This is a genomic window from Snodgrassella sp. W8158, from assembly GCF_016100435.1.
In the GTDB taxonomy this organism is placed as follows: Bacteria; Pseudomonadota; Gammaproteobacteria; order Burkholderiales; family Neisseriaceae; genus Snodgrassella; species Snodgrassella alvi.
Genome location: NZ_JACFSM010000002.1, coordinates 483,139 through 504,115 on the forward strand (window position 1 = coordinate 483,139; position 20,977 = coordinate 504,115).

Consider the following 20,977-nt stretch of genomic DNA (forward strand, 5'->3'; position numbering starts at 1 on the left):
ATGCTTCCAGTATATATTCTGTTTCGGTTTAATCCAAAAGTTCGGAGGCTGATTCAGGCATGCTCAGTGACACGATTATAAAGCCTTACAGACGCTTTTTTTTACTTTTGGAATTGATATCTTTGATTAATGAAATTAGTTCAGGTTACTTAATTGGACTAAATAATTTTCTGGCAGTTTCCGGTAGGTTAAATCTGAGAAATTCATTTTTAATACGGTGTCCGGTATTCTGTACAATCAGTAATTGATAACTGGCTGAATGTAAAATCTAACTATTTAATCGCTATATTTACGGGATTTAGTCCGCTCAGTATTACCTGTCAGTTACATGATCAGTAATCTTAATCCTGAAATTGTTTAAGAAAATTCAGGTCATTATCAAAAAACAGGCGTAAATCATTAATGCCATAGCGAAGCATGGCAAAGCGATCCAGACCGATGCCAAAGGCAAAACCTGTATATTTTTCTGCATCTATATTGACATTTTTTAATACATTGGGGTGTACCATGCCGCAGCCGCCTACTTCCAGCCAGCCGCGTTCACCCATGATGTCAATTTCTGCTGAAGGTTCTGTAAACGGGAAGAAGGAAGGGCGAAACCGTACCTGTAAATCATCGCGTTCAAAGAAACGGCGGATAAAGTCTGTAAAGACTGCTTTCAGATCGGCCATAGTAACGCCTTCTTCTATCCATAATCCTTCAGCCTGATGAAACATGGGAGAATGTGTTGCATCTGAATCGACGCGGTATACACGTCCGGGAGCAATAATGCGAATCGGAGGCTCTTTTTTATCCAGCATGTAACGAATCTGGATAGGAGATGTATGGGTGCGCAGTACGTTACCATTTTCTACATAAAAAGTATCCTGCATAGCACGGGCCGGATGATTTGGTGGAATATTTAAAGCCTGAAAGTTATGAAAATCATCTTCTATTTCCGGTCCGTCTGCTACAGTAAAACCCATGCTATGAAACAGTTCTACTATACGTTGCAAAGTAAGGGTAACCGGATGCAAACCCCCGAGATTTTGTCCGCGTCCGGGCAGGGTAACATCCAGCGCTTCTGCCGCCAGTTGCTGCTGAAGTTTTGCCTCATTTAATGCATCACGTTGTCGGTTGTATGCATCCTGAAATTGGTTTTTACACTCATTGATATGTGCGCCAGTTGTTTTGCGTTCTTCTGGCGACATTTTACCCAATGTTTTTAATAAAGCATTCAATTCACCTGTTTTACCAAGATAGCGGGCTTTTACTAATTCTAATGCAGGTAAATCAATGGCTGAATTAACAGCAGCGATGCCTTCGGCAACGATGCGGTTGGCATTTTCCATAACAAGATTCTTTACTTAAAATATAATGAAAATATGTTTTGATGCTCTTTAGTTTTGCTGAATATGGCAGCTGTATTTTATCGATTACCGTATATCAGATCTTAAATGAGCTATATAACAATTTATAATAAAATATGTACTAAAAGATTATTTTAGCGCGAAATTCATCTGTTCAACAATGCTAAATATTGATGGAACAATGAAGGAAATTTTTTACTAAAGCAGAAATACAAAAAAAGGAAACCGAAGTTTCCTTTTTGCTAAGCTTTTTGTCTGTTAGACCAAAGCAGCTTTTGCCTGTGCTGCCAATTGAGCAAATGCAGCCTGATCGAATACAGCCAGATCAGCCAGTACTTTGCGGTCAATAACAATGGCAGCTTTTTTCAGGCCATTCATGAATTTGCTGTAAGACAAACCATTCTGACGGGCTGCTGCATTAATACGAACGATCCACAACTGACGGAACTGACGTTTACGCTGACGACGGTCACGATAAGCATACTGACCGGCTTTCATTACTGCCTGTTTGGCAATGCGATAGACGTTTTTACGACGACCACGATAGCCTTTGGCTAACGCTAAAACTTTTTTATGACGTGCACGAGCGGTAACACCACGTTTTACGCGAGGCATAATTTAAACTCCTTAAGCGTAGGGTAACATTTTATGAACAGAAGCCATATCGCGTTCATTCACCATAGAGGTGCCACGCAATTGACGTTTGTTTTTGGTGGTTTTTTTCGTCAGAATGTGACGTTTGAACGCATGAGCGCGTTTTACACCACCGTTACCCAATACTTTAAAGCGTTTTTTCGCGCTTGATTTGGATTTCATTTTCGGCATGGGAAAACTCCATTGTTGTTTGATCAGGCGAGGGGTGGCTGAATTCAGCACTTTAACCCGCACACCACGGTTTTTGCCGCTTAAAATTTGATTCATGCACAGCGGCGATGCACAAGATGCGGATTATAATATACCTGTACTGCTAAGACAATATAGCGTTAATAACTTATGACCAGATATATCCGAATTTGTTAAGTTATTATTTGTGTTTTTAATAAAATGAAAAGTCTCATTTTACTGAGATAAAATGAGACTTTTTTAAGACAGGCTGAAATTCCGGTTAATGATTATTTTTTCTTCGTTGCAATAATCATTACCATCTGGCGACCTTCCATTTTTGGAAACTGCTCAACGGTACCAATTTCGATTAAATCAGCCTGAATACGCTTGAGTAGTTCTGCGCCCAGATGCTGATGTGCCATTTCGCGTCCGCGGAAACGTAAGGTAACTTTTACTTTATCACCGTCAGTCAAAAAGCGAACAATGTTACGCAATTTAATCTGATAGTCACCTTCATCGGTACCAGGCCGGAATTTAATTTCCTTAACCTGTACCTGTTTCTGCTTTTTGCGTTGCTCGTCGCGTTTTTTGGATTGCTCGTATTTGAATTTACCGAAATCCATTAATTTGCAGACGGGCGGTTTGGCAGTGGGGGCAATTTCCACCAGATCCACATCGTGCTCTTCGGCCAGTTTCAGGGCTTGCTGAGTCGATACTACACCCAACTGTTCGCCAGTTGGACCAATCAAACGCACTTCTTTAATGGTGATTTCACCGTTGATGCGTGCTTCGCGTTCTTGAGCGATGGTCGTACTCCTTATTCACGGTTTAATGAAGAGACAAGGCTTCTTGTTTCAGCTGGCTAATGAATGTTTCAATATCCATCTGACCAAGATCTTCACCGCCGCGTTTGCGAACGGCAACCTTGTTGTCCTGTTTTTCTTTTTCGCCTATAACTAGTTGATAGGGTAGGCGTTGCGTACTGTTATCTCGGATTTTGTATCCAATTTTCTCATTACGCAAGTCTAAATGCACGCGGAATCCTTCTGCGGTTAATCGCGTGGCAAGTTGCTGACAATATTCGGTTTGTGATTCAGTAATATTCATGATTACCATTTGTACAGGTGCCAGCCACAGAGGAAATGCACCTGCATGATGTTCAATCAGGATGCCGATAAAGCGTTCCAGTGAACCTAGAATGGCGCGATGCAGCATTACCGGACGGGCTCGTCCGTTTTCTTCTGTTACATATTCTGCACCCAGACGTTCCGGAAGAACGAAATCCAGCTGAATGGTACCGCATTGCCATGAGCGGCCTAATGCATCCTTAATATGGTACTCTACTTTAGGTCCGTAGAAAGCGCCTTCTCCGGGCAGTTCTTCCCAGGTTACACCACAGGCTGTCAGTGCATCACGCAGTCCTTGTTCAGCTTTGTCCCAGATGGCGTCAGAGCCAGCGCGCTTTTCCGGACGCAAGGATAATTTAACCGCTACATCATTGAATTCGAACTGACGGTAAATACGCATTACCAGCTCATTGAATGCTTTTGCTTCACTGACAATCTGATCTTCGGTACAGAATATATGCGCATCATCCTGAGTAAAGCCGCGTACGCGCATCAGGCCATGCAGGGCACCAGATGGTTCATTACGATGGCAAGAACCAAATTCAGCGAGACGCAGCGGTAAATCACGATATGAGCGCAGCCCCTGATTAAAAATCTGGATGTGACCAGGGCAGTTCATGGGTTTTACAGCATAAACACGTTTTTCTGATTCAGTAATAAACATGTTTTCTTTGTAGTTATCCCAGTGACCGGATTTTTCCCATAATGTGCGATCCATAATCATGGGTGTTTTGATTTCCTGATAGCCGGCAGCAGACAGCTCGCGACGCATATGCTGTTCAATAACCTGCCACAGTGACCAGCCTTTGGGATGCCAGAATACCATACCCGGTGCTTCATCCTGCAAATGGAATAAATCCATTTGTTTTGCCAGTTTGCGGTGATCGCGTTTTTCTGCTTCTTCAATACGCTGGATGTAAGCATTCAGATCTTCTTTACTAGCCCAGGCTGTGCCGTAAATACGTTGCAGCTGTTCATTTTTAGCATCGCCGCGCCAGTAGGCACCTGAAAGCTTGGTCAGTTTGAAATTCTTGAGGAAGCGAGTATTAGGGACATGTGGTCCGCGACACATATCTACATATTCCTGATGGTAATACAGACCCATAGCTTTTTCATCAGGCATATCTTCAATCAGGCGCAGCTTATAATCTTCATGACGCTGCTTAAATACATTAATTACCTCTTCGCGAGGGGTAACTTTTTTAATTACATCATAATTTTGTGCAATCAATTCTTTCATGCGAGTTTCAATTGCAGCAATATCTTCGGGTGTAAATGGGCGCTCGTACCAGATGTCATAATAAAAGCCGTCTTCAATTACCGGCCCGATAACCATTTTGGCTTCCGGATACAATTGCTTAACAGCATGACCAACCAGATGTGCACAGGAGTGACGAATGATTTCGACACCTTCTTTATCTTTGGCTGTAATAATGCTGACTTGTGCATCTTCTGTTACCTGATCACATGTATCTACCAGTTTACCGTTAATTTTACCGGCAATTGCGGCTTTGGCTAAGCCTGCACCTATGGAAGCGGCAATGTCAGCTATGCTTAATGGCGCTTCAAACTGACGGACAGAACCGTCAGGCAGGGTGATGTTCAGCATGCATACTCCACAAACAACAGACCAGACTCGCTTGATACAAGTGAGAAAATCAAATGGCTGCTTTTGATTATATTTATAAGGGTAAATAGAAGCCAAAGTTACTTAAATGCACTTTTGCTTCTGTCAAATAATTTATTTTAGCGATTTGGATTTTGCTTGGCAATGCTTGGTCGGCGAAATGTGGTGCTTTAGGCTATAATAATATATTCTGTCATAATTTTTGCCTCTGAATTATTTAATATGCTGAAATTTTCTTTAAAGCGCACGGATGGCTTTGCGCGTCGTGGTACTCTGGAGTTGAATCATGGTACGGTGGAAACACCAGTATTTATGCCGGTAGGAACATACGGTTCAGTTAAGGCTATGTCGCCGCGTAATCTGGAAGAAATCAAGGCACAGATTATTCTGGGCAATACTTTTCATCTGTGGCTCAGACCCGGACTCGATGTTATCCGTGATTTTGGCGGGTTACATGATTTTATTGGCTGGAACCGGCCAATACTGACAGACTCCGGTGGTTTTCAGGTATTTTCACTGGCACAAATGCGTAAATTAACAGAAGAAGGCTGTACTTTCCGCAGTCCTATTAATGGCGACAAGCTGTTTTTGTCTCCTGAAATTTCTATGCAGATTCAGACGGTACTCAATTCAGATATTGTCATGCAGCTGGATGAGTGTCCTGACGGAAATGTAGATGCCAGAGAAGCCGAAAAATCTCTGCAAATGAGTTTGCGCTGGGCTGAACGCAGTAAAAATGAGTTTGAACGCCTGAATAATCCGAATGCTTTATTCGGTATTGTTCAGGGTGGAATGTACGAGGATCTGCGAGAACAATCACTGGCCGGACTGGAGGAAATTGGTTTTCCCGGATTATCTGTAGGCGGGCTGTCTGTGGGTGAACCAAAACCTGAAATGTACCGTATTTTGCGTGCTATCGGACCTAAACTTCCGGCACATAAACCACATTATCTGATGGGAGTAGGTACACCTGAAGATTTGGTATACGGTGTGGCATGCGGCATTGATATGTTTGATTGTGTTATGCCTACCCGCAATGCTCGCAATGGCTGGCTGTTTACCCGTTTTGGTGATGTAAAAATCCGAAATGCCATATACTGGCATGACCAGCGTCCGCTGGACGAAAGCTGTGACTGTTACACATGTCGCAATTTCAGCAGGGCTTATCTGCATCATTTACAGCGTGTGGGCGAGATTTTGGGTGCACAGTTAAATACGATACATAATTTGCGCTATTATCAGATACTGACTGCAGAAATGCGTCTGGCTATTGAAGCTGGTAAATTCGAAGATTTTCAAACACGCTTTCATGCTGAGCGTGCCCGGGGTGTATTGTGATCAGAAAAAGCACGGTAGCGACTATTGTCTTTATATGATAGAGGCAAATGATGTCAGGCTAGTGGTTATAATCTGCAGTTAGTAAATTTTTTGAATATTGTTGAGTTATAGTGGAGAGCAAGTATGAGTGAAAAAGCCTGGTCAGGCCGTTTTCATGAACCGGTAAGTGAACTGGTTAAACAGTACACAGCATCAATAACTTTTGATAAACGTTTGGCACAATGTGATATTCAGGGTTCTCTGGCGCATGCACAGATGCTGCATCAGTCTGGCGTGCTTAGTGCAGAAGATCTTGCAGCAATTAAAACCGGTATGCAGGAAATCCTGGCAGAAATTGCTGCCGGTAAAATTGACTGGTCAGTAGATCTGGAAGATGTTCATATGAATGTAGAACATTTACTGACTCAGAAAGTAGGGGATGCCGGTAAACGTTTACATACTGGACGTAGTCGTAATGACCAGGTTGCTACAGATATTCGTTTGTGGCTGCGTGATGAAATAGACAGTATTGTTCTGTTAATTAAAGATTTACAATCTGCTTTGGTTGATCTGGCCGATAAAAATGCAGAGGTGGTGATGCCGGGCTTTACTCATATGCAGGTAGCTCAGCCTGTAAGCTTCGGCCACCATATGCTGGCATATGTGGAAATGCTGGGGCGTGATAGTGAACGGATGCTGGACTGCCGTCATCGTGTAAACCGTATGCCATTGGGTGCGGCTGCTCTGGCCGGAACGACATTTCCTATTCAACGCGAGATAACTGCTCAATTACTTGGTTTTGAAGAAATTTGCCAGAATTCTCTGGATGCAGTGTCTGATCGCGATTTTGCCATTGAGTTTACTGCTGCAGCATCCATTCTGATGGTACATCTTTCCCGTCTGAGTGAAGAATTAATTTACTGGATGAGTCCGCGTTTTGGCTTTATTGACATTGCCGACCGGTTCTGTACTGGTTCCAGTATCATGCCGCAGAAAAAGAATCCTGATGTACCTGAGCTTGTACGTGGAAAAAGCGCAAGAGTTGTAGGACATCTGATGGGGCTGATTACTTTAATGAAATCACAGCCACTGGCATACAACAAAGATAATCAGGAAGATAAGGAGCCGCTTTTTGATACAGTTGATACTTTGACAGATACTTTGCGTATTTACGCAGAGATGATGCGAGGTGTTAGCGTTAAACCTGCAAATATGCGTGCGGCAGTTTTGCAAGGTTTTGCAACAGCAACAGACCTGGCTGATTATCTGGTTAAAAAAGGTTTACCTTTTCGCGATAGTCATGAGGTCGTTGCACGTGCTGTCCGACTGGCAGAAGAGCAGCAACGGGAATTAAGTGAGTTACCGCTGGATATATTACAGTCTTTCTCCGGCTTGATAGAAGAAGACGTTTATCAGGTACTTTCTCCTGAGGGCAGTCTTCTTGCCCGTAATCATATTGGCGGTACTGCGCCGGTTCAGGTACGCGCACAGGTTGCTCGCTGGCGTCAGTATTTGCAGGCGGTTTAGCGTTTGTTAAACCAGCTTAGCTGGTTATGAGGATATTAAAAAACGGGTCAGATATTTTTGTCTGATTTATATTATTGGATTTAAATTCAGATTATCTCCTCTGAATAATTTGTCAGGATCAAACAGCCGGTATGCAGTGCATACCGGCTTAAAGTATTAATTCAGATAATTATATTTTTTGGCTCTGAATACTATTGGTACAATTATTTTTATTGGTTTGTTTATATTTTTGATTTCTATTTGAATCTTAATACGATAGCTTATACTAATGAATTTTCCGTTTGAATCAAAATAGAAATCGCTTACCATTGGAAGAAATTGATATTCGAATTGATCTGAGTTATTTATAAAAAAATTATTTCTATCAGATAATGAAGCAGCTATATTCTTTACAGCAGCGTCTAACTCAGGTTTATATTTACTATCAGGATATGCTTTGTATAACCTTTCTTTTAATATCGTAGAAATATTCAGGTTATCAAGATATGTAGTATTATGTTTCAAACTTGCAATATTATCTGTATTCAGCTTGAGCTGATATTTTGCCTTTAGCCTTTTGCCGTACTTGTCAACATTTACCTTTTTGAAAGCATTGGGATTAATTGCTGCATAACTGTCATAAATATTTACTTTTTTGAAGACACCTCGATCGGCGGCGTAGCTATCAGATGTATAATCGGGTAAATTTTTTAATAAATCTGATACAGAGATATCAGATATGGTTTCCTGTGAAATTGGTGGTTGAATATCCTTGTTATTTATCATCCGTTTATTGTCAGGTATGGTATCTGATGCATGAGTAGATGATTTTGTATCTAGTGAGTTTTCAATTATATGGCTACATGAAGTAACTATTTCTACAACTGCGAATATTAAAAAACATTTTTTAAATTTCAGCCACATAGAAATTCCTTTAAATTAAGAAGAATTCTGACAATTAATAAAACATATTATCATTATTTATATAAATTTTGCTTATATAATTTATTATTATATTTAAGATCAACAGTAATTAGTCTTATATCATGGATAGCATTTAATCAGTTGGGTTTATTTCATAGAAATTTACGATTATGTCATAAGGAATTTTAGCAGCTGATACAATGAATGTATTCATATATCTTTTTATTTATTTTATTATTCAATATTAGGGTAAAAGTAGTTGCGTAGTCGGGCAAGCATATCCAGATCTGCTATTAAAGCACTACAATCTGCATAGCCATATTGCTGTAATAGCAGCGGATTTATCCAATTCAGACGATTATCCAGGCGTTTACAAAGTTCTGTTTCTAAACAGGTGTTGGTAAATTTTTCACTATTTTGCCATACATAGTTAATCAGTTCCTCGTCTTTAAAATGGAGTAAAGTTATTTTATTGTTAATCATTACTATGCCTCTCATATAACAGCGCTTATAAGATTATATTCTTTACTGTTCATAACTTTTTTCTTATTTTTTTCCTCGTTTGATTTCCTCATGTTTCTCTTTATTAAATACTGACTATCACAATTTTTCAGATGATTAAAAAAATTTGATACTGATAAAGGTAGTCAAAAAATTAACCTGCATGATAATCAATAATTTATCAATGTTTCTCCTTTGTAGACCTGCTTATGTGTTTTGGCAAATATACTATTTCATCATGCTTTTATTAATTAATAAATTAATATTTTTATGTATTTATTTAAATTCTTATTTATGTTTTAATCAAAATAAGGTAAGTGTATTAATTTTATTCAAATCTATTTTTATTATGTTCTCAGTACTTATAACGGTTGATTTTAGCCAGAAATGGTTATATCGATTGGTTCCCAATCATCACTATTTTTACAAGATAACCAACTAAGAGATGTGTCGCCGATGTTGTACTCATTTTCTTCAGTTGTAGAAATAACTACTCCATGGCTTTCAGAAAAAAATAAAACAATAAATCCATATTCCGGATCTCTGCGAGCTACCGGATATGTAATTCTCTCGCTTGAAGGTTTGACAATTTCCAACATAATTAGCTCCTTGAAAATATGATTAAGTGGTAGTAATAAAAAATTTGCTATTACCAAGTTCTAAAAACTGAAACATACTTATATGTGACAAATATGCTGTAGTTTTTAAACTCACTTTAATTCTGTTTTGGCTAAAGTCTATTTAGAAAATAATTAACAAATAAAATATACAAAAGTTATTTAACCTAAGTTTATGAAAAAGAGTAATTAGTTCCGTCATAAATTTCTTCCTTTTTAAAGTTTTGTTTAATGTTAAAGCCATTAGTTTCTTAACTTTTTCCATGTGTATATATTACAATTGTAATTAAATATTTGCAATCATTTTTGTGATAATTTAAGTGTAAATTTTATAATTATTTGATTATTATATGTTTTAAAGATTAATTTTGTGATTGAATGACGTAAAAAAAACCGCTATTGGATAGCGGTATGAATTTAGACTTTTAACCTCCTCGCCAGACCATCTTACCAAGCACTTTGAATTGATCATATGTTTCCTGTGTAACATGCATAGTTTCATAGTCACGATGATAGCTAATAATATCTATACCATTTTCTGTGTTGCGTAATTCTTTTATATATAATCTGTTTTTATAGATTATTGCATATACACCGCCATCTACAATTTCCAGATCATTTATGTTTAACAAAATTGTATCCATGTCATAGAGTAATGGCTCCATAGATTCGCCACGGACATACATTGCTTTAAGAGATGACTCATCAAGCCCCTTTCTTTGTAACCAGCTTTCTCTGAAAAGCAATTTATCTTGAGTATCACGAACTATCCAGGTTGCGTTACCCATACCTGCAGATAAACTAATATCATAATATGGAATCTTCACATATGCCCCAATACTGTTACTAATATTTTTGTCAGAATAACTACCAATTTCAGAGGATAACGGAACGACGCTTAAGTCCTTTACACCGTTTAATAAGTAATTCGGTGTGGTATCAAGAACCTCTGCAAGCTCTATGATTTTTTTGGTGCTTTTATTTCTGCCTGTTTCAATTTGAGCTATTGTACTTTGTGGAACGCCTGCCATTTTTGCTAATTTAGCCTGTGAAAGATTTTTACCCTCACGAAGCTTAGCCAGACGTTCGCCGAATGTGGTCATGGATCACTTTCTGAATAAAAGTCAAAATTTATCACATTTGTAATAATGCTTCAATAGCCTAATTTTATCATTTATTTAATATAAATTTATATAAAGATTTGTTTATAATTCATCATAAATGAGCGGTTATATTATATTTTAAAGTGTTATCGAATTTATTATAGGCTTCAGATTTGTTATCAAATATTGGCTTAATTATAATCCCATCACATTTTATTAAAAAATAGTAACAACTATGCTATATGCTACTATTAATATTTAGAGCTATATATTAACTAGTAAAGTATTAAGAGTTAATCAGAGCTAGTATGGTCATAATTACCAATAAAAAACGCTGCACAAATTTGCTATTAATAGTTCAATTCTTAAGTGATAATTGATTCATCCATTTTGCTATAAAAATAATATTTTGATTTTAAATATTTATTGTAAAATTAAAATTTATTAACACATAATAAGACGGAATTAATTTTACGCATTGTGCTGATTTATATTAAACTGATTTGCAGAAAATATGAATTTATATGAATAAAATTCATTTTAATTAATCTTGATTTTTTCAGATTGGTAGGGGATAATTTCCTTGGTTCCAAAATATCTAAGCTAGTAATAAATATTTTTCTATGTTTATTCATTTAATGCTATAAGTATTCAAAAATTAGCAATAAACAAGTCAAATTTTTAGATATATATTTTAAATTTTTCTATGACAACCCCGCAAATATAAAAGTTATCAGACATTTTAATAATCGGGTAGCGATTATTAAGTGGTTTCAAATAATGATAGCTACCCTCACTGATATACTGCTTAAACATGGCTTCGCTGTCATTTTCACGCACAATAACAAAACAGCCATTTTTTACAGAATGCTCTGGATCAACAATAATTCTGTCGCCTGTAGTAAATTCAGGTTCCATGCTATCACCTTTAACTTCAAGTGCAAATGCTTGGTTTCCAGGTTTGCGTAGTGTTGGTACCCAGATAATATTGCTTTCTGTTAGAGCATTTTTGTCCAGCTGTTTGTTAGCATCTACCCATGATAGTAAGGGCACTTTATAACCATTAAACAAAATTTCGTTAGTTTCAAATGAACCAATACCAAAATGCTCAGGTTGAACAACATCGGCAAAATATGAAACCAGCTTGTCAATATGTGTTTTATCTACACGACCAGTCTGGATCCAACTAGTTACTGAAGGCGGCTTGATTCCAAATGCACGAGCTACATCCGCTTTGCGGACGCCTTTGAGTTCAATCGCCGATTTAATTGCCTCACCTAATTTTTTACCAGTATACATAATTGACCCTTAGTTTATACCTAATCTTATTTAGTGATTATATAATTAGGCAATGAATTGCATTTTATTAGTTATTAACTTATTATTATGACAATTTTAATAGATAATTACTGCTTCTATTAATTATAATCAATTTTATTTAAGGCATAAGTAAAGATATATTTATTAAATTATATGATAATACAAATGCATAATTTAATTTATAAGGAATATCTATTATATAAAAAAGGAATCATATGATTTTACAAAAAAATATTTAACCAATATTAATCTGAGTGTATATTTTAAATATTAATTCCTAATTGAAAAATATAATAAATTAAACCATTTATTGTAAAATAAAATCAAATAGCATATTTATTAGATTAAGGTATATCTATGAAAGACTATAAATTTGAAGTAGATCTGGCGGAAAATGTATTGCGCGCTTATGAATATTGCATGAGAGACACAATCAAAAAAGGGCATTGCCGAAGTATAGAATGGAAATATCAGGCACATACACCGGAAAAAAAAGTTCAGCAGACACTTTATCCTACTTATCAGCCAGAAGTGTATGATATGGTAAAAGCATCTATGGGAAATCTGTTTTACAAAAATCGTGAAGCTTTTGCTTTATTATCCAGTAAATACTGTAAATTAAGTCCTTTATATAAACGTCAGAACCAAAATACAATCAAACGTAATCAGCGTAGACGTTATTCCAGTAAGGACTGGAATGAGTCAATTGAACAAAGTTTGTGGCTTTTTTGGCAAGAAATGAAAACACAATCAGATTTTAAAAAATATTTTCGGTTTTCTTCTTGACAATTAGTTTACAATGATTATAATACATTTATATTTTATAGGTATGCTTAACCTTAAACAGCTGATAATTAAAGTTCCCGAAAGGGAGCTTTTTTGCGTCTTGAGATAGCGTTTTCACTTCCTTTTGCTATTAAGTTAAATTTTTTATTTCGTTATTGAATGAGTAAAATTAAAGCAGGTTTATAGCTCAGCTTATATTTTATTTTTAAAGTAGTATCTAATTAATTATTTTATATTTAATTTTAGTTTAATATTTATATATTAATAAATTGAAATTGAATATTTATAAAATAGATTAAATATTTGTATTTTAAAATATAAGATATATAAATGTTGAAATTTTCAAATTGACAGTAATTCATAAAAGTCAATTTATTAATATTTTTTAGAATTTTATATTTATATATTAAGTCGAATGCACATTTCTAGTACTCGACTCAATATCTCATGAAAACATTTATTATAAATATTGAGGTTGTAATTAAAGAGTCTATAAGAAGCCTCCTCTGTAAATGATTTGGCCGATTAATTCAATATCATTTAATGATACAGATTTCATCTGGATATTCATAGAAGTTATAGCTTTTAAATGGTTATTTTAATAACCAATTAAGTTTATATTACCTTAAACTTACATAAAGTTAAAACAGCTAATCAACTTATTATATAGTTTGTAAATATATTTTATTAAATATTGGTTAATTTGTATAAGGTTAAAATTGAAAAACTAAAATTTAGATACATAGAATTTATTTTTAAAAAGGAAATACCTCAAAGGCTGCCACCTATGAGGTATTAAATAAACAAAACCCAAGACTAATTTAAGGAGTTTTGAATGGATAATGATATCACATTTGTTTCTTTTCATGGGAGTAGTTTGGCTACTGTCAAGGTCAAAAATACTATTTACGTTTGCATGAAATCCGTGGTGCAGGGGATTGGACTGGATTGGTCAACCCAGCATCGTAAATTAAAAGGCTGCTACCAAAAATATGGTTGTGGATTTTTATCTATACCAAACAAAAGTGGCACTAAAAAAATTCTGGTTATTCCGTTAAAAAAACTGACTAACTGGTTGCAAAGCATTAATCCGAAAAAAGTAAAAGACAGTTTGAAGGAATTGGTTGGGGTGTATCAGAATGAGTGTTCTCAAGCCATTCATTCACATTGGCGTAAATCAAGAGTAGCTAAAAAGCGTGGCCGACCTGGATTGGTTAAAGAAAATGGCGCTTCTGGATTGTTACCGGCACAGATTACCATGATCAAGACTTTGCACAAACAGCTGGTAATGTCTGTTGAACCTGAAAAACAGACTGAACTGGCTATGACATTATGGCAGGCTGTACGCACACGTTATGGTGTCAGCTATGAAAAAGTCCCATCATCTAAATTTATTGATGTAATTTGCCTTTTAAGCCGGGTTGCTGTTAAAAAAGTTAATTTTAACAGTAAGGAAGTTACTAAAAACTGTTCAGACGAAATTCATGTTTCGGTACAAAGTCTGGTAAATTTATATGAATCATTTGTTTGTTCTCAGAAAATGCGTTTGATGTATGAACATTTATTACCTGCTTTCCGTATCCTGGGTAGTAAATATGAATCTCAAATTCATGAATTTGGCTATGGTATGGATAGCATTTTTAATAAATGTCATAAAGCTTTCTTACCTTTATTTGAAAAAATACCGGACTCTCCTGCCAAGGAATCAGCACGTGAATACCTCGCTAAATTGATGTAAACATTCAGGCTGAAGAGGTATTTTAATTTTCACTGAGTATTAGCCATGCTCTATAAAATTAAAGGTATGGCTAATTTGTTGTTAAAGATATTTCGCAATATTACAAACGATTTAAATCAGAATTATGAATATAAAATATAGTTTTATATTATTTAATTGTATTTTAAATTTCATAAAAGATTAAAAATATATTGGAAGATATTTGTTTATATTTATGATTATAAATAGATATTTATAATCTATTGGTATTAAAGCCGGCTTTTAGCCGGTTTTTTTTGAGGATTTGATGGAAGATTTATGAAAAATGTGGAATTGGTATTTCAATTACTTTATTCACTGCTGGATTTAAGATTTTTACCAGATAAATTACAAAGATGGTTGTTTGATACTGGTACAAGAGTGATTACTGTTACCAGTGCGATGGTTATGATTGGTTTTGCTGGCATATTTATTTTGGGTGGCAGCGAAGTTTTTCATCTGAAACTATATAAAGGTTTTTTGCTATTGCATCCTTTAACACTGTCTGTGTTACTGATAGGTGTGGCTTTAACACAGCTGGTTATTGCAATATTTAAGTCTAATCGATGCAGTGTACTGTCTGGATATTTGCTGATTTTTTCAGCATTGATATGGGCTGTAATTTCAGCTACTTTCTGGGCCTCTTATCCACCATTAACAACCGGAATGACAACTTATCCTGTGCTGGCTGTGGTATGTGCTCTGGCAGGGAGAAATTTGATCAACTACGCTAAACGGATTGAAGATTCTAAATATAAAGGACGATAAAGTATGGAGTTTTTAAAAGATGCTTTTTCCGTCTGTATTTTATTTGCGCTGGTAGGTGGGCTGGCTGGTTCTTTACTGGTTACAGATTACAAACGCTATGGTTGGTTTATGACAATTTTATTTGTCTTGTTGGGAATGATTTTTGCTGCGGCAATAACTGATTATTTTTTCCCACAGAATCATCCATGGCTTTTTGCCGGAGTTGGTGTATTTGCAGGAATGTCAACTACATCGTTTCTTGATGCATTTAAAGCTGCTGCACCGAAACTGGCACAACGCATAATGAATATTGTTAGTAAAAAAGCAGAAGAGTTTATTGGCAGTGATAAATCAACAAAAGATTAAATATAAATATAAATCAAGCGGCCTTTGGGCTGCTTTTTTTGGGTGATAAATATGTATAAATTAAGTAACCGATCCTTACAGCGTTTGTATGGAGTCAATTGCAGCCTGGCCAACGTGGTAAAGCGGGCTATACAGATAACAAATCAGGATTTTATGATAACTGAAGGGGTGCGTTCGCGTGAGCAATGCTGTATTAATTATGGTAAGGGGCGAACGGCACAACAATGCAGCCAGAAAGGAATACCGGTAAAATATGCTCAGCCAAATTTAAGTAAGGTGACCTGGTTAAATAATCCTTATGCCAGTAAACATGTTACAGGCAAAGCTGTGGATCTGGTTCCATATCCTGTTGACTGGACTGATTTGAATAAATTCCGGACTATTGCGCTGGCAATGAAGCAAGCGGCTGCTGAACTTGGAGTGAAGATAATCTGGGGCGGAGACTGGAAAACCAGTAAGGATTATCCTCATTTTGAAATTTTATAAATATTTTTATAATTATAGCTATAATTTATCTGATTTAAATTATTTTTTTGCTTTTTTCAAGCTAAAAAGATCAGATTAAATCAGTTGATTAAAGTCTTTTATATATAAAAATGATTATAAAACGATATATTTTTCTGGTAACAGTATGTCTATTTTTGTTTAATAATATAATTTTGATTATTAGTTTATTGGATAAAAGTCTAGCAAAATTAATTATATAATTTATTTTTTAAATATTACCAATAATAATTTTTAATTAATTAAAAATTATTATTGACTAAATCATAAAATATGTTATAATTCTTAAAAATTAACAGGTATGCTTAACCTTAAACAGCTGATTACACAAGTTCCCGCAAGGGAGCTTTTTTGCATTTCAAAGAAATGAAACTTTATATTTATAATTTTTGACAGGTTGTAATATATAGATATTTAGAAATTAGAAAGAATTTGAAATAAAAATAGAAAGACTGGTGGAGGCGGGGGGAATCGAACCCCCGTCCGAAAGTCCTCTACAGAGCGATCTACATACTTAGTCTTGCCAACTTCGAATCTTATTCACAAACCGCCGACAGACAGGCTGTTTGTAAACCAGTTGCCATAAATCTTGTTTAATGCCAGACAACACGACATTAAACCAGCCAATGTAAATGTCGTTGCGGTGAGTTGCCTCACACGGCCCATTGGCGAACCGCTGCAACGTTTAGCCTTAAGCGGCTAAAGCGTAAGTTTCGTCGTTTGCGACTATATAAATTCAGTGTTTAACGGGAATCTGAGACCCCGGTATGCACGCATCTGCTTTGCAACCCCCGTCGAAACCAAGGTCGCCCCCAGATGGTCTGGCAATTATACTTTTTTTTGGTGATTTTGCATAGTTATCTATGCTACCGGTTCTTTTCCCAGAAAAATAATCTTCACTTCCGAAGAAAATGATAAATTATTATCAATTGAGGAGTTTAAAGAGCATGGAATTTGGGTTGGAGAATCACTTGCATGAATGTGTTGCTGTAGTCAAATATTTTGCAAAAGCACTACATGTTTGTTTTTGGAAAAAGGCACCAGGGTTAAAGGAAATAATTAATATTCAATATGTTACAGATATAGCAGCATTCAATAATAATGGTAAATTTTATGACCATACTGCAATTTATATTAGTCGAACAGCTGCCGCTATAAATGTTTATGATCAATGGAATAGCGTACCTTTACATTTTCGCTCAATCCAATTTAAGGGTCATGGCTACGTTTCTAATGATGGGGATCAATTTTATGTTATTGAATAATCAGAAAAATGCGATATTATTTTCAGTCTATTTTCTTGGACTAATTTCATTTAATTGCTATGCTCAGACACCTGTTGTGAGTTGTCCACCAACATTTTCTGACGGACATGGTATTCATAAACTTACTGAAGTCATGGTATATGATGGTCCAGTATGTATGAAAGCATCATTAGTACCTGAGTATAAAAAAAACAAAGAAGTATGGGTTCTAGATACATTAAGGGATCCATCAGTAGTTTGTGCGTATGAGAAAATCCCTCATTACATTGTTCTTAATGCGAAGGGGGCAGCTTATTGTGAAAGAACAACGGCACCAGTACAGGTAAAATGTATGCCATAGCACATTTAGTGCAAACAGTTAACTCATATCGTATGTTATTTGCCAGCTTTTTATGAAGTTACGGTACTGGCAATCTGATAATGCCAATTGATAGGATGAGTCTGTCTTATAAGAAAATAAAAAATCTATGATTTGTTTATTATTTCAGCTGCGGTAAGGCTAGCAGTAATTACTGTATACATCAGCTAATTTTTCTTTATTTTGATTGATATACAATTAAATGAATAGTTATTGATGTCCGATTATTAATCTATTTTGAAAATATGTGCTGTTACAGAAATAAGGATTATTAAGAAGAAACTGGTTGCGATAGAAGTAATAAATTATCAGTAATAAGGTCATTGTTTTATAATTTGCATTATTTTGTCTGCAATGAGTGCTGTTATGTATGATGTCAATACTAATGATGTACGTCATTTTTTTGCGGATGTATGGCGTAAACGTCAGCAGCCGCAGTTGCTGGATGCGCTGCAACAAAAAGCGTTAAGAATTATTACTGCACACACTGAATATGCACCTTATCTGGAAAATATCGAGCAGTATTTAACCCGGGTATGGCGGCCTGAAGAAGGAGAAACTAATCCGTTTCTGCATTTATCTTTACATTTGTCTGTACAGGAGCAGGTAGCGATAGATCAGCCTTTCGGGATTGCTGCTATTCATCAGCGTTTGTGTCAGCAGTATGCTGGCGACTGGGTAAAAGCGGAACACGATATGATAGAAGTTCTGGCTGAAACTTTATGGCAGGCGCAACGATATGGTCAGGGGCTGGATGTTAATGATTATATGACACGTTTACGCAGTCTGGTCGGATTGGGGCAGGAAGATGAGGCTCGTTTAAACCCTCATGAAATCGGAAAAATTTCTGATATACAAACATGAATTGCTCAGGCTTTGATTATGGTTTATTGTTTTGTACATTTGTATCAGTTACCCATATCGTTGCAATGGGATTGATACGGGTATTTATTTTCAATAATCTTAAATCAGGGGATGAATATGTCTTTCTGGGCAAGTAATGCAAATGCTTTGTTGCTATTATTGTTTGTGGCTTTGGGTATTATCGGGCATAACCCTTCTGTAACCATTTCTGCACTGATTATTTTGCTGGTGCAGCAAACGCCTTTGCTTAAATATGCGCCTGTACTGGAAAAATACGGTGTGCAACTGGGTATTATGTTACTTATGATAGGGGTACTGGCTCCTTTAATTACTGGTAAGGTTCAGCCCGCACAAATTGCAGCTTTGGTAACCAGTTGGAAAACCATGGCTGCGGTAGTGGTAGGTATAGTGGTGGCATGGTTGGGCGGACGCGGTGTTCATTTGATGCAGGTTAATCCGACCATTGTCACTGGTTTAATGATTGGCACTATTATTGGTGTGGCTTTTTTACGCGGAGTACCGGTCGGACCTCTGATTGCGGCAGGATTGTTATCGCTGATTTTATAGTAGCCGGATTGCGAAGTTCTTGCCAGAAAGATACGCTCTCGTTATAATGCGCGCAATTCCATTCTCACGGAGAGGTGGATGAGTGGTTGAAGTCGCACGCCTGGAAAGCGTGTATACGTGAATAGCGTATCGAGGGTTCGAATCCCTTCCTCTCCGCCAGATTTTAGATTAAATCCGCTTTGAAATAAGCGGATTTTTTTATGGGTATAAAAATTGCAATTATATATTTATTTAATATTGATAAATTAAGATCAATATTAATAATACTTATTTGCTAAATTGCGGTTTTCGCGTGATTTTATACTCATATTTATGGAGGTTGAAATTTAAATTACATAGCAGATAACTAAGAAAAAATCTTGCTACGTAATTTTAACTAAAACATCCGTTTGAATTTTTATAAAAGGATTGAATTATGGAGAATAAGCTGGACATGACTACCATTATAAATAGTGAAGAACAAAATGATTTTCCAAAACCGGATTTCGAAAATAATTCCACAGGTTATAAATATGGTTATTACAGTATATCTTACAATGATGGAGCCACATGGATACAGAATGGCTTTTGGTGGGCACCAATAAGTGGAAATTTTGCATTTCCTAAAGTTGGATCGTTACTTAAGCGAACAGATATTATTGATAAAAATCATAATATTATTTATTCAATTTGTGCAAAAGCAAACGAAAAAATTAGTGGTTTTGGTGGAGGATATCCCTTAACACAAGAATTTTATATTAACAATAAAGATAAGTTTGAACGTAATATTTGTTTATTATCTAAAGCTGAATGAAATTTAATTAGATGTTTTAAAATACAATAGTTTATTGTTGATATGCAAGCTGCCTTGAATTTATGGTAGCTTTTTTTAATTTTAAGATTTTTGATTAATTTTATTTAATATATATAAAACTAACTTTCAATAATTATTCATTGAACATAACTATTCATTATTTTTATATCAATTTAAATGAAATTAACGGGATGAATAGGGAAGATTGCTTAAATTTTGAAGCATGATCATTAAAGAAAGGTATGTCAATGGCTGTAACAAGGGCTCTTCTGAACCATATTCTGATACATATTCAGCAGGCTCTGCCGGATTATTCGGTACAGCTGATGCCAAATAATTTAAAGAATTATCAGTTTGTTCATTCGCTGGGTACGGTCTTAATCGGTTATCAGCGCAGTAAATTTAAAAAGCCGCGCAGTACGGATCTGATTGTACAGGAAAGGCATTTGCAATTGCGTTTTATTGTTTTTGCACGTGCTTTGGATGGTGAAAACGGTGTTCTGGATTTACTCGATTCTTTACGTCTGGCATTAGTGGGATTCCAGCCTGAACATTGCCAGCAAATCCGATTGTTGAGTGAGCGCTTTCTGGGTGAGGCCGACGGAGTCTGGCAATACCGGTTACGCGCTCGCACCGAGACACTTCAGGTGGAGCAGCGTCCGGTGATTAATCAGCAAAATTTGGTCAAGTCTATACCAACTCGTGGTGAGATTAAGGCCAGAGCTATTTCACATTCTGTAATTTCGAAGGAGTAA

General features: G+C 36.1%; 23 protein-coding genes, 1 tRNA gene and 1 other RNA gene. 14 read left to right on the plus strand and 11 right to left on the minus strand.

The genetic code is table 11. The annotated features are described in order from the left end of the window. Positions 1 to 341: 341 nt before the first annotated feature. The 5 genes from pheS to thrS all read right to left on the minus strand — a co-directional run bounded on the left by pheS (position 342) and on the right by thrS (position 4,910). Complete coding sequence (pheS, locus tag H3V11_RS06645) at positions 342 to 1,331, minus strand: phenylalanine--tRNA ligase subunit alpha (RefSeq protein ID WP_078474578.1); 990 nt, start codon at positions 1,329 to 1,331, stop codon at positions 342 to 344. A gap of 276 nt (positions 1,332 to 1,607) precedes the next feature. After that, the gene (gene rplT / locus H3V11_RS06650; RefSeq protein ID WP_198223936.1) at positions 1,608 to 1,964 is read right to left on the minus strand and encodes a 50S ribosomal protein L20; all 357 of its coding nucleotides are present in this window, start codon (positions 1,962 to 1,964) and stop codon (positions 1,608 to 1,610) included. A gap of 12 nt (positions 1,965 to 1,976) precedes the next feature. Beyond that, positions 1,977 to 2,174, minus strand: a complete 198-nt coding sequence (gene rpmI / locus H3V11_RS06655; RefSeq protein ID WP_025330522.1) for a 50S ribosomal protein L35 — start codon at positions 2,172 to 2,174, stop codon at positions 1,977 to 1,979. Between the two features lie 287 nt (positions 2,175 to 2,461). Continuing rightward, complete coding sequence (infC, locus tag H3V11_RS06660) at positions 2,462 to 2,980, minus strand: translation initiation factor IF-3 (protein ID WP_110414147.1); 519 nt, start codon at positions 2,978 to 2,980, stop codon at positions 2,462 to 2,464. A gap of 22 nt (positions 2,981 to 3,002) precedes the next feature. Continuing rightward, on the minus strand, positions 3,003 to 4,910 hold the full coding sequence (gene thrS, locus H3V11_RS06665; protein ID WP_078474576.1) for a threonine--tRNA ligase: 1,908 nt from the start codon (positions 4,908 to 4,910) through the stop codon (positions 3,003 to 3,005). Between the two features lie 240 nt (positions 4,911 to 5,150). Here thrS and tgt point away from each other — a divergent pair, with 240 nt between their 5' ends. Together tgt and argH are read left to right on the plus strand one after the other, a co-directional pair. Then, on the plus strand, positions 5,151 to 6,266 hold the full coding sequence (tgt, locus tag H3V11_RS06670; RefSeq protein ID WP_198223938.1) for a tRNA guanosine(34) transglycosylase Tgt: 1,116 nt from the start codon (positions 5,151 to 5,153) through the stop codon (positions 6,264 to 6,266). Between the two features lie 123 nt (positions 6,267 to 6,389). Continuing rightward, positions 6,390 to 7,772 carry an argininosuccinate lyase gene (gene argH, locus H3V11_RS06675; RefSeq protein ID WP_084552748.1) on the plus strand — a complete coding sequence of 461 codons (1,383 nt, stop codon included), beginning with the start codon at positions 6,390 to 6,392 and terminating at the stop codon, positions 7,770 to 7,772. A gap of 156 nt (positions 7,773 to 7,928) precedes the next feature. On the opposite strand, the gene H3V11_RS06680 is transcribed toward argH, so the two are convergent. The 5 genes from H3V11_RS06680 to H3V11_RS06700 all read right to left on the minus strand — a co-directional run bounded on the left by H3V11_RS06680 (position 7,929) and on the right by H3V11_RS06700 (position 12,195). Continuing rightward, positions 7,929 to 8,675, minus strand: a complete 747-nt coding sequence (locus tag H3V11_RS06680) for a hypothetical protein (RefSeq protein ID WP_198211206.1) — start codon at positions 8,673 to 8,675, stop codon at positions 7,929 to 7,931. 234 nt (positions 8,676 to 8,909) lie between these two features. Further along, complete coding sequence (locus tag H3V11_RS06685) at positions 8,910 to 9,158, minus strand: hypothetical protein (protein ID WP_198209448.1); 249 nt, start codon at positions 9,156 to 9,158, stop codon at positions 8,910 to 8,912. 395 nt (positions 9,159 to 9,553) lie between these two features. After that, positions 9,554 to 9,775 (minus strand): hypothetical protein, encoded by a 222-nt coding sequence (locus tag H3V11_RS06690; protein WP_078474571.1) that lies wholly within the window; start codon positions 9,773 to 9,775, stop codon positions 9,554 to 9,556. Between the two features lie 443 nt (positions 9,776 to 10,218). Next, complete coding sequence (locus H3V11_RS06695; RefSeq protein WP_078474570.1) at positions 10,219 to 10,896, minus strand: LexA family transcriptional regulator; 678 nt, start codon at positions 10,894 to 10,896, stop codon at positions 10,219 to 10,221. A 681-nt stretch (positions 10,897 to 11,577) separates the two neighbouring features. Continuing rightward, positions 11,578 to 12,195, minus strand: a complete 618-nt coding sequence (locus H3V11_RS06700) for a LexA family transcriptional regulator (protein WP_174830037.1) — start codon at positions 12,193 to 12,195, stop codon at positions 11,578 to 11,580. 378 nt (positions 12,196 to 12,573) lie between these two features. On the opposite strand from H3V11_RS06700, the gene H3V11_RS06705 reads away from it, so the two are divergent. The 5 genes from H3V11_RS06705 (at position 12,574) to H3V11_RS06725 (ending at position 16,357) form a co-directional block, all read left to right on the plus strand. Continuing rightward, on the plus strand, positions 12,574 to 13,002 hold the full coding sequence (locus H3V11_RS06705) for a hypothetical protein (RefSeq protein ID WP_110414151.1): 429 nt from the start codon (positions 12,574 to 12,576) through the stop codon (positions 13,000 to 13,002). Positions 13,003 to 13,837: 835 nt separating this feature from the next. Further along, positions 13,838 to 14,740 carry a phage antirepressor N-terminal domain-containing protein gene (locus H3V11_RS06710; protein ID WP_110414152.1) on the plus strand — a complete coding sequence of 301 codons (903 nt, stop codon included), beginning with the start codon at positions 13,838 to 13,840 and terminating at the stop codon, positions 14,738 to 14,740. A gap of 297 nt (positions 14,741 to 15,037) precedes the next feature. Beyond that, positions 15,038 to 15,526, plus strand: coding sequence for a hypothetical protein (locus H3V11_RS06715; RefSeq protein WP_084563694.1), 489 nt, complete (start codon positions 15,038 to 15,040; stop codon positions 15,524 to 15,526). Positions 15,527 to 15,529: 3 nt separating this feature from the next. Continuing rightward, on the plus strand, positions 15,530 to 15,871 hold the full coding sequence (locus H3V11_RS06720; RefSeq protein WP_084586276.1) for a hypothetical protein: 342 nt from the start codon (positions 15,530 to 15,532) through the stop codon (positions 15,869 to 15,871). A 51-nt stretch (positions 15,872 to 15,922) separates the two neighbouring features. Beyond that, positions 15,923 to 16,357, plus strand: a complete 435-nt coding sequence (locus tag H3V11_RS06725) for a M15 family metallopeptidase (RefSeq protein WP_198223940.1) — start codon at positions 15,923 to 15,925, stop codon at positions 16,355 to 16,357. 471 nt (positions 16,358 to 16,828) lie between these two features. Here H3V11_RS06725 and ssrA read toward each other — a convergent pair. Beyond that, positions 16,829 to 17,189: a transfer-messenger RNA gene (gene ssrA / locus H3V11_RS06730) on the minus strand. A 133-nt stretch (positions 17,190 to 17,322) separates the two neighbouring features. Between ssrA and H3V11_RS06735 the strand changes: the two genes are divergently transcribed. From H3V11_RS06735 to H3V11_RS06765, 7 genes are all read left to right on the plus strand, one after another. Beyond that, positions 17,323 to 17,640, plus strand: coding sequence for a BPSL0067 family protein (locus tag H3V11_RS06735; protein WP_174830039.1), 318 nt, complete (start codon positions 17,323 to 17,325; stop codon positions 17,638 to 17,640). Next, a complete protein-coding gene (locus tag H3V11_RS06740; RefSeq protein WP_084551596.1) occupies positions 17,627 to 17,980 on the plus strand; it encodes an STY0301 family protein in 354 nt (117 codons plus the stop codon). Before H3V11_RS06735 ends, H3V11_RS06740 begins: the two co-directional genes overlap by 14 nt. 384 nt (positions 17,981 to 18,364) lie before the next feature. Continuing rightward, positions 18,365 to 18,862 carry a DUF1841 family protein gene (locus H3V11_RS06745; RefSeq protein ID WP_198223942.1) on the plus strand — a complete coding sequence of 166 codons (498 nt, stop codon included), beginning with the start codon at positions 18,365 to 18,367 and terminating at the stop codon, positions 18,860 to 18,862. A 111-nt stretch (positions 18,863 to 18,973) separates the two neighbouring features. Beyond that, entirely contained in the window at positions 18,974 to 19,429 is a 456-nt protein-coding gene (locus H3V11_RS06750) for a DUF441 domain-containing protein (RefSeq protein WP_037475441.1), read from the plus strand. 68 nt (positions 19,430 to 19,497) lie between these two features. Beyond that, a tRNA-Ser gene (locus H3V11_RS06755) sits at positions 19,498 to 19,588 on the plus strand. A 256-nt stretch (positions 19,589 to 19,844) separates the two neighbouring features. Then, positions 19,845 to 20,222 carry a hypothetical protein gene (locus H3V11_RS06760; protein WP_084547100.1) on the plus strand — a complete coding sequence of 126 codons (378 nt, stop codon included), beginning with the start codon at positions 19,845 to 19,847 and terminating at the stop codon, positions 20,220 to 20,222. Positions 20,223 to 20,470: 248 nt separating this feature from the next. Continuing rightward, complete coding sequence (locus H3V11_RS06765; RefSeq protein WP_198223944.1) at positions 20,471 to 20,977, plus strand: Gp37 family protein; 507 nt, start codon at positions 20,471 to 20,473, stop codon at positions 20,975 to 20,977.

What these genes read in the sequence shown, in the direction of transcription:
- pheS (WP_078474578.1), bottom strand. Translation starts at nt 1,331, where the DNA reads ATGGAAAATGCCAACCGCATCGTTGCCGAAGGCATCGCTGCTGTTAAT.
- rplT (WP_198223936.1), bottom strand. Translation starts at nt 1,964, where the DNA reads ATGCCTCGCGTAAAACGTGGTGTTACCGCTCGTGCACGTCATAAAAAA.
- rpmI (WP_025330522.1), bottom strand. Translation starts at nt 2,174, where the DNA reads ATGCCGAAAATGAAATCCAAATCAAGCGCGAAAAAACGCTTTAAAGTA.
- thrS (WP_078474576.1), bottom strand. Translation starts at nt 4,910, where the DNA reads ATGCTGAACATCACCCTGCCTGACGGTTCTGTCCGTCAGTTTGAAGCG.
- tgt (WP_198223938.1), top strand. Translation starts at nt 5,151, where the DNA reads ATGCTGAAATTTTCTTTAAAGCGCACGGATGGCTTTGCGCGTCGTGGT.
- argH (WP_084552748.1), top strand. Translation starts at nt 6,390, where the DNA reads ATGAGTGAAAAAGCCTGGTCAGGCCGTTTTCATGAACCGGTAAGTGAA.
- H3V11_RS06680 (WP_198211206.1), bottom strand. Translation starts at nt 8,675, where the DNA reads ATGTGGCTGAAATTTAAAAAATGTTTTTTAATATTCGCAGTTGTAGAA.
- H3V11_RS06685 (WP_198209448.1), bottom strand. Translation starts at nt 9,158, where the DNA reads ATGATTAACAATAAAATAACTTTACTCCATTTTAAAGACGAGGAACTG.
- H3V11_RS06690 (WP_078474571.1), bottom strand. Translation starts at nt 9,775, where the DNA reads ATGTTGGAAATTGTCAAACCTTCAAGCGAGAGAATTACATATCCGGTA.
- H3V11_RS06695 (WP_078474570.1), bottom strand. Translation starts at nt 10,896, where the DNA reads ATGACCACATTCGGCGAACGTCTGGCTAAGCTTCGTGAGGGTAAAAAT.
- H3V11_RS06700 (WP_174830037.1), bottom strand. Translation starts at nt 12,195, where the DNA reads ATGTATACTGGTAAAAAATTAGGTGAGGCAATTAAATCGGCGATTGAA.
- H3V11_RS06705 (WP_110414151.1), top strand. Translation starts at nt 12,574, where the DNA reads ATGAAAGACTATAAATTTGAAGTAGATCTGGCGGAAAATGTATTGCGC.
- H3V11_RS06710 (WP_110414152.1), top strand. Translation starts at nt 13,838, where the DNA reads ATGGATAATGATATCACATTTGTTTCTTTTCATGGGAGTAGTTTGGCT.
- H3V11_RS06715 (WP_084563694.1), top strand. Translation starts at nt 15,038, where the DNA reads ATGAAAAATGTGGAATTGGTATTTCAATTACTTTATTCACTGCTGGAT.
- H3V11_RS06720 (WP_084586276.1), top strand. Translation starts at nt 15,530, where the DNA reads ATGGAGTTTTTAAAAGATGCTTTTTCCGTCTGTATTTTATTTGCGCTG.
- H3V11_RS06725 (WP_198223940.1), top strand. Translation starts at nt 15,923, where the DNA reads ATGTATAAATTAAGTAACCGATCCTTACAGCGTTTGTATGGAGTCAAT.
- H3V11_RS06735 (WP_174830039.1), top strand. Translation starts at nt 17,323, where the DNA reads ATGGAATTTGGGTTGGAGAATCACTTGCATGAATGTGTTGCTGTAGTC.
- H3V11_RS06740 (WP_084551596.1), top strand. Translation starts at nt 17,627, where the DNA reads ATGTTATTGAATAATCAGAAAAATGCGATATTATTTTCAGTCTATTTT.
- H3V11_RS06745 (WP_198223942.1), top strand. Translation starts at nt 18,365, where the DNA reads ATGTATGATGTCAATACTAATGATGTACGTCATTTTTTTGCGGATGTA.
- H3V11_RS06750 (WP_037475441.1), top strand. Translation starts at nt 18,974, where the DNA reads ATGAATATGTCTTTCTGGGCAAGTAATGCAAATGCTTTGTTGCTATTA.
- H3V11_RS06760 (WP_084547100.1), top strand. Translation starts at nt 19,845, where the DNA reads ATGGAGAATAAGCTGGACATGACTACCATTATAAATAGTGAAGAACAA.
- H3V11_RS06765 (WP_198223944.1), top strand. Translation starts at nt 20,471, where the DNA reads ATGGCTGTAACAAGGGCTCTTCTGAACCATATTCTGATACATATTCAG.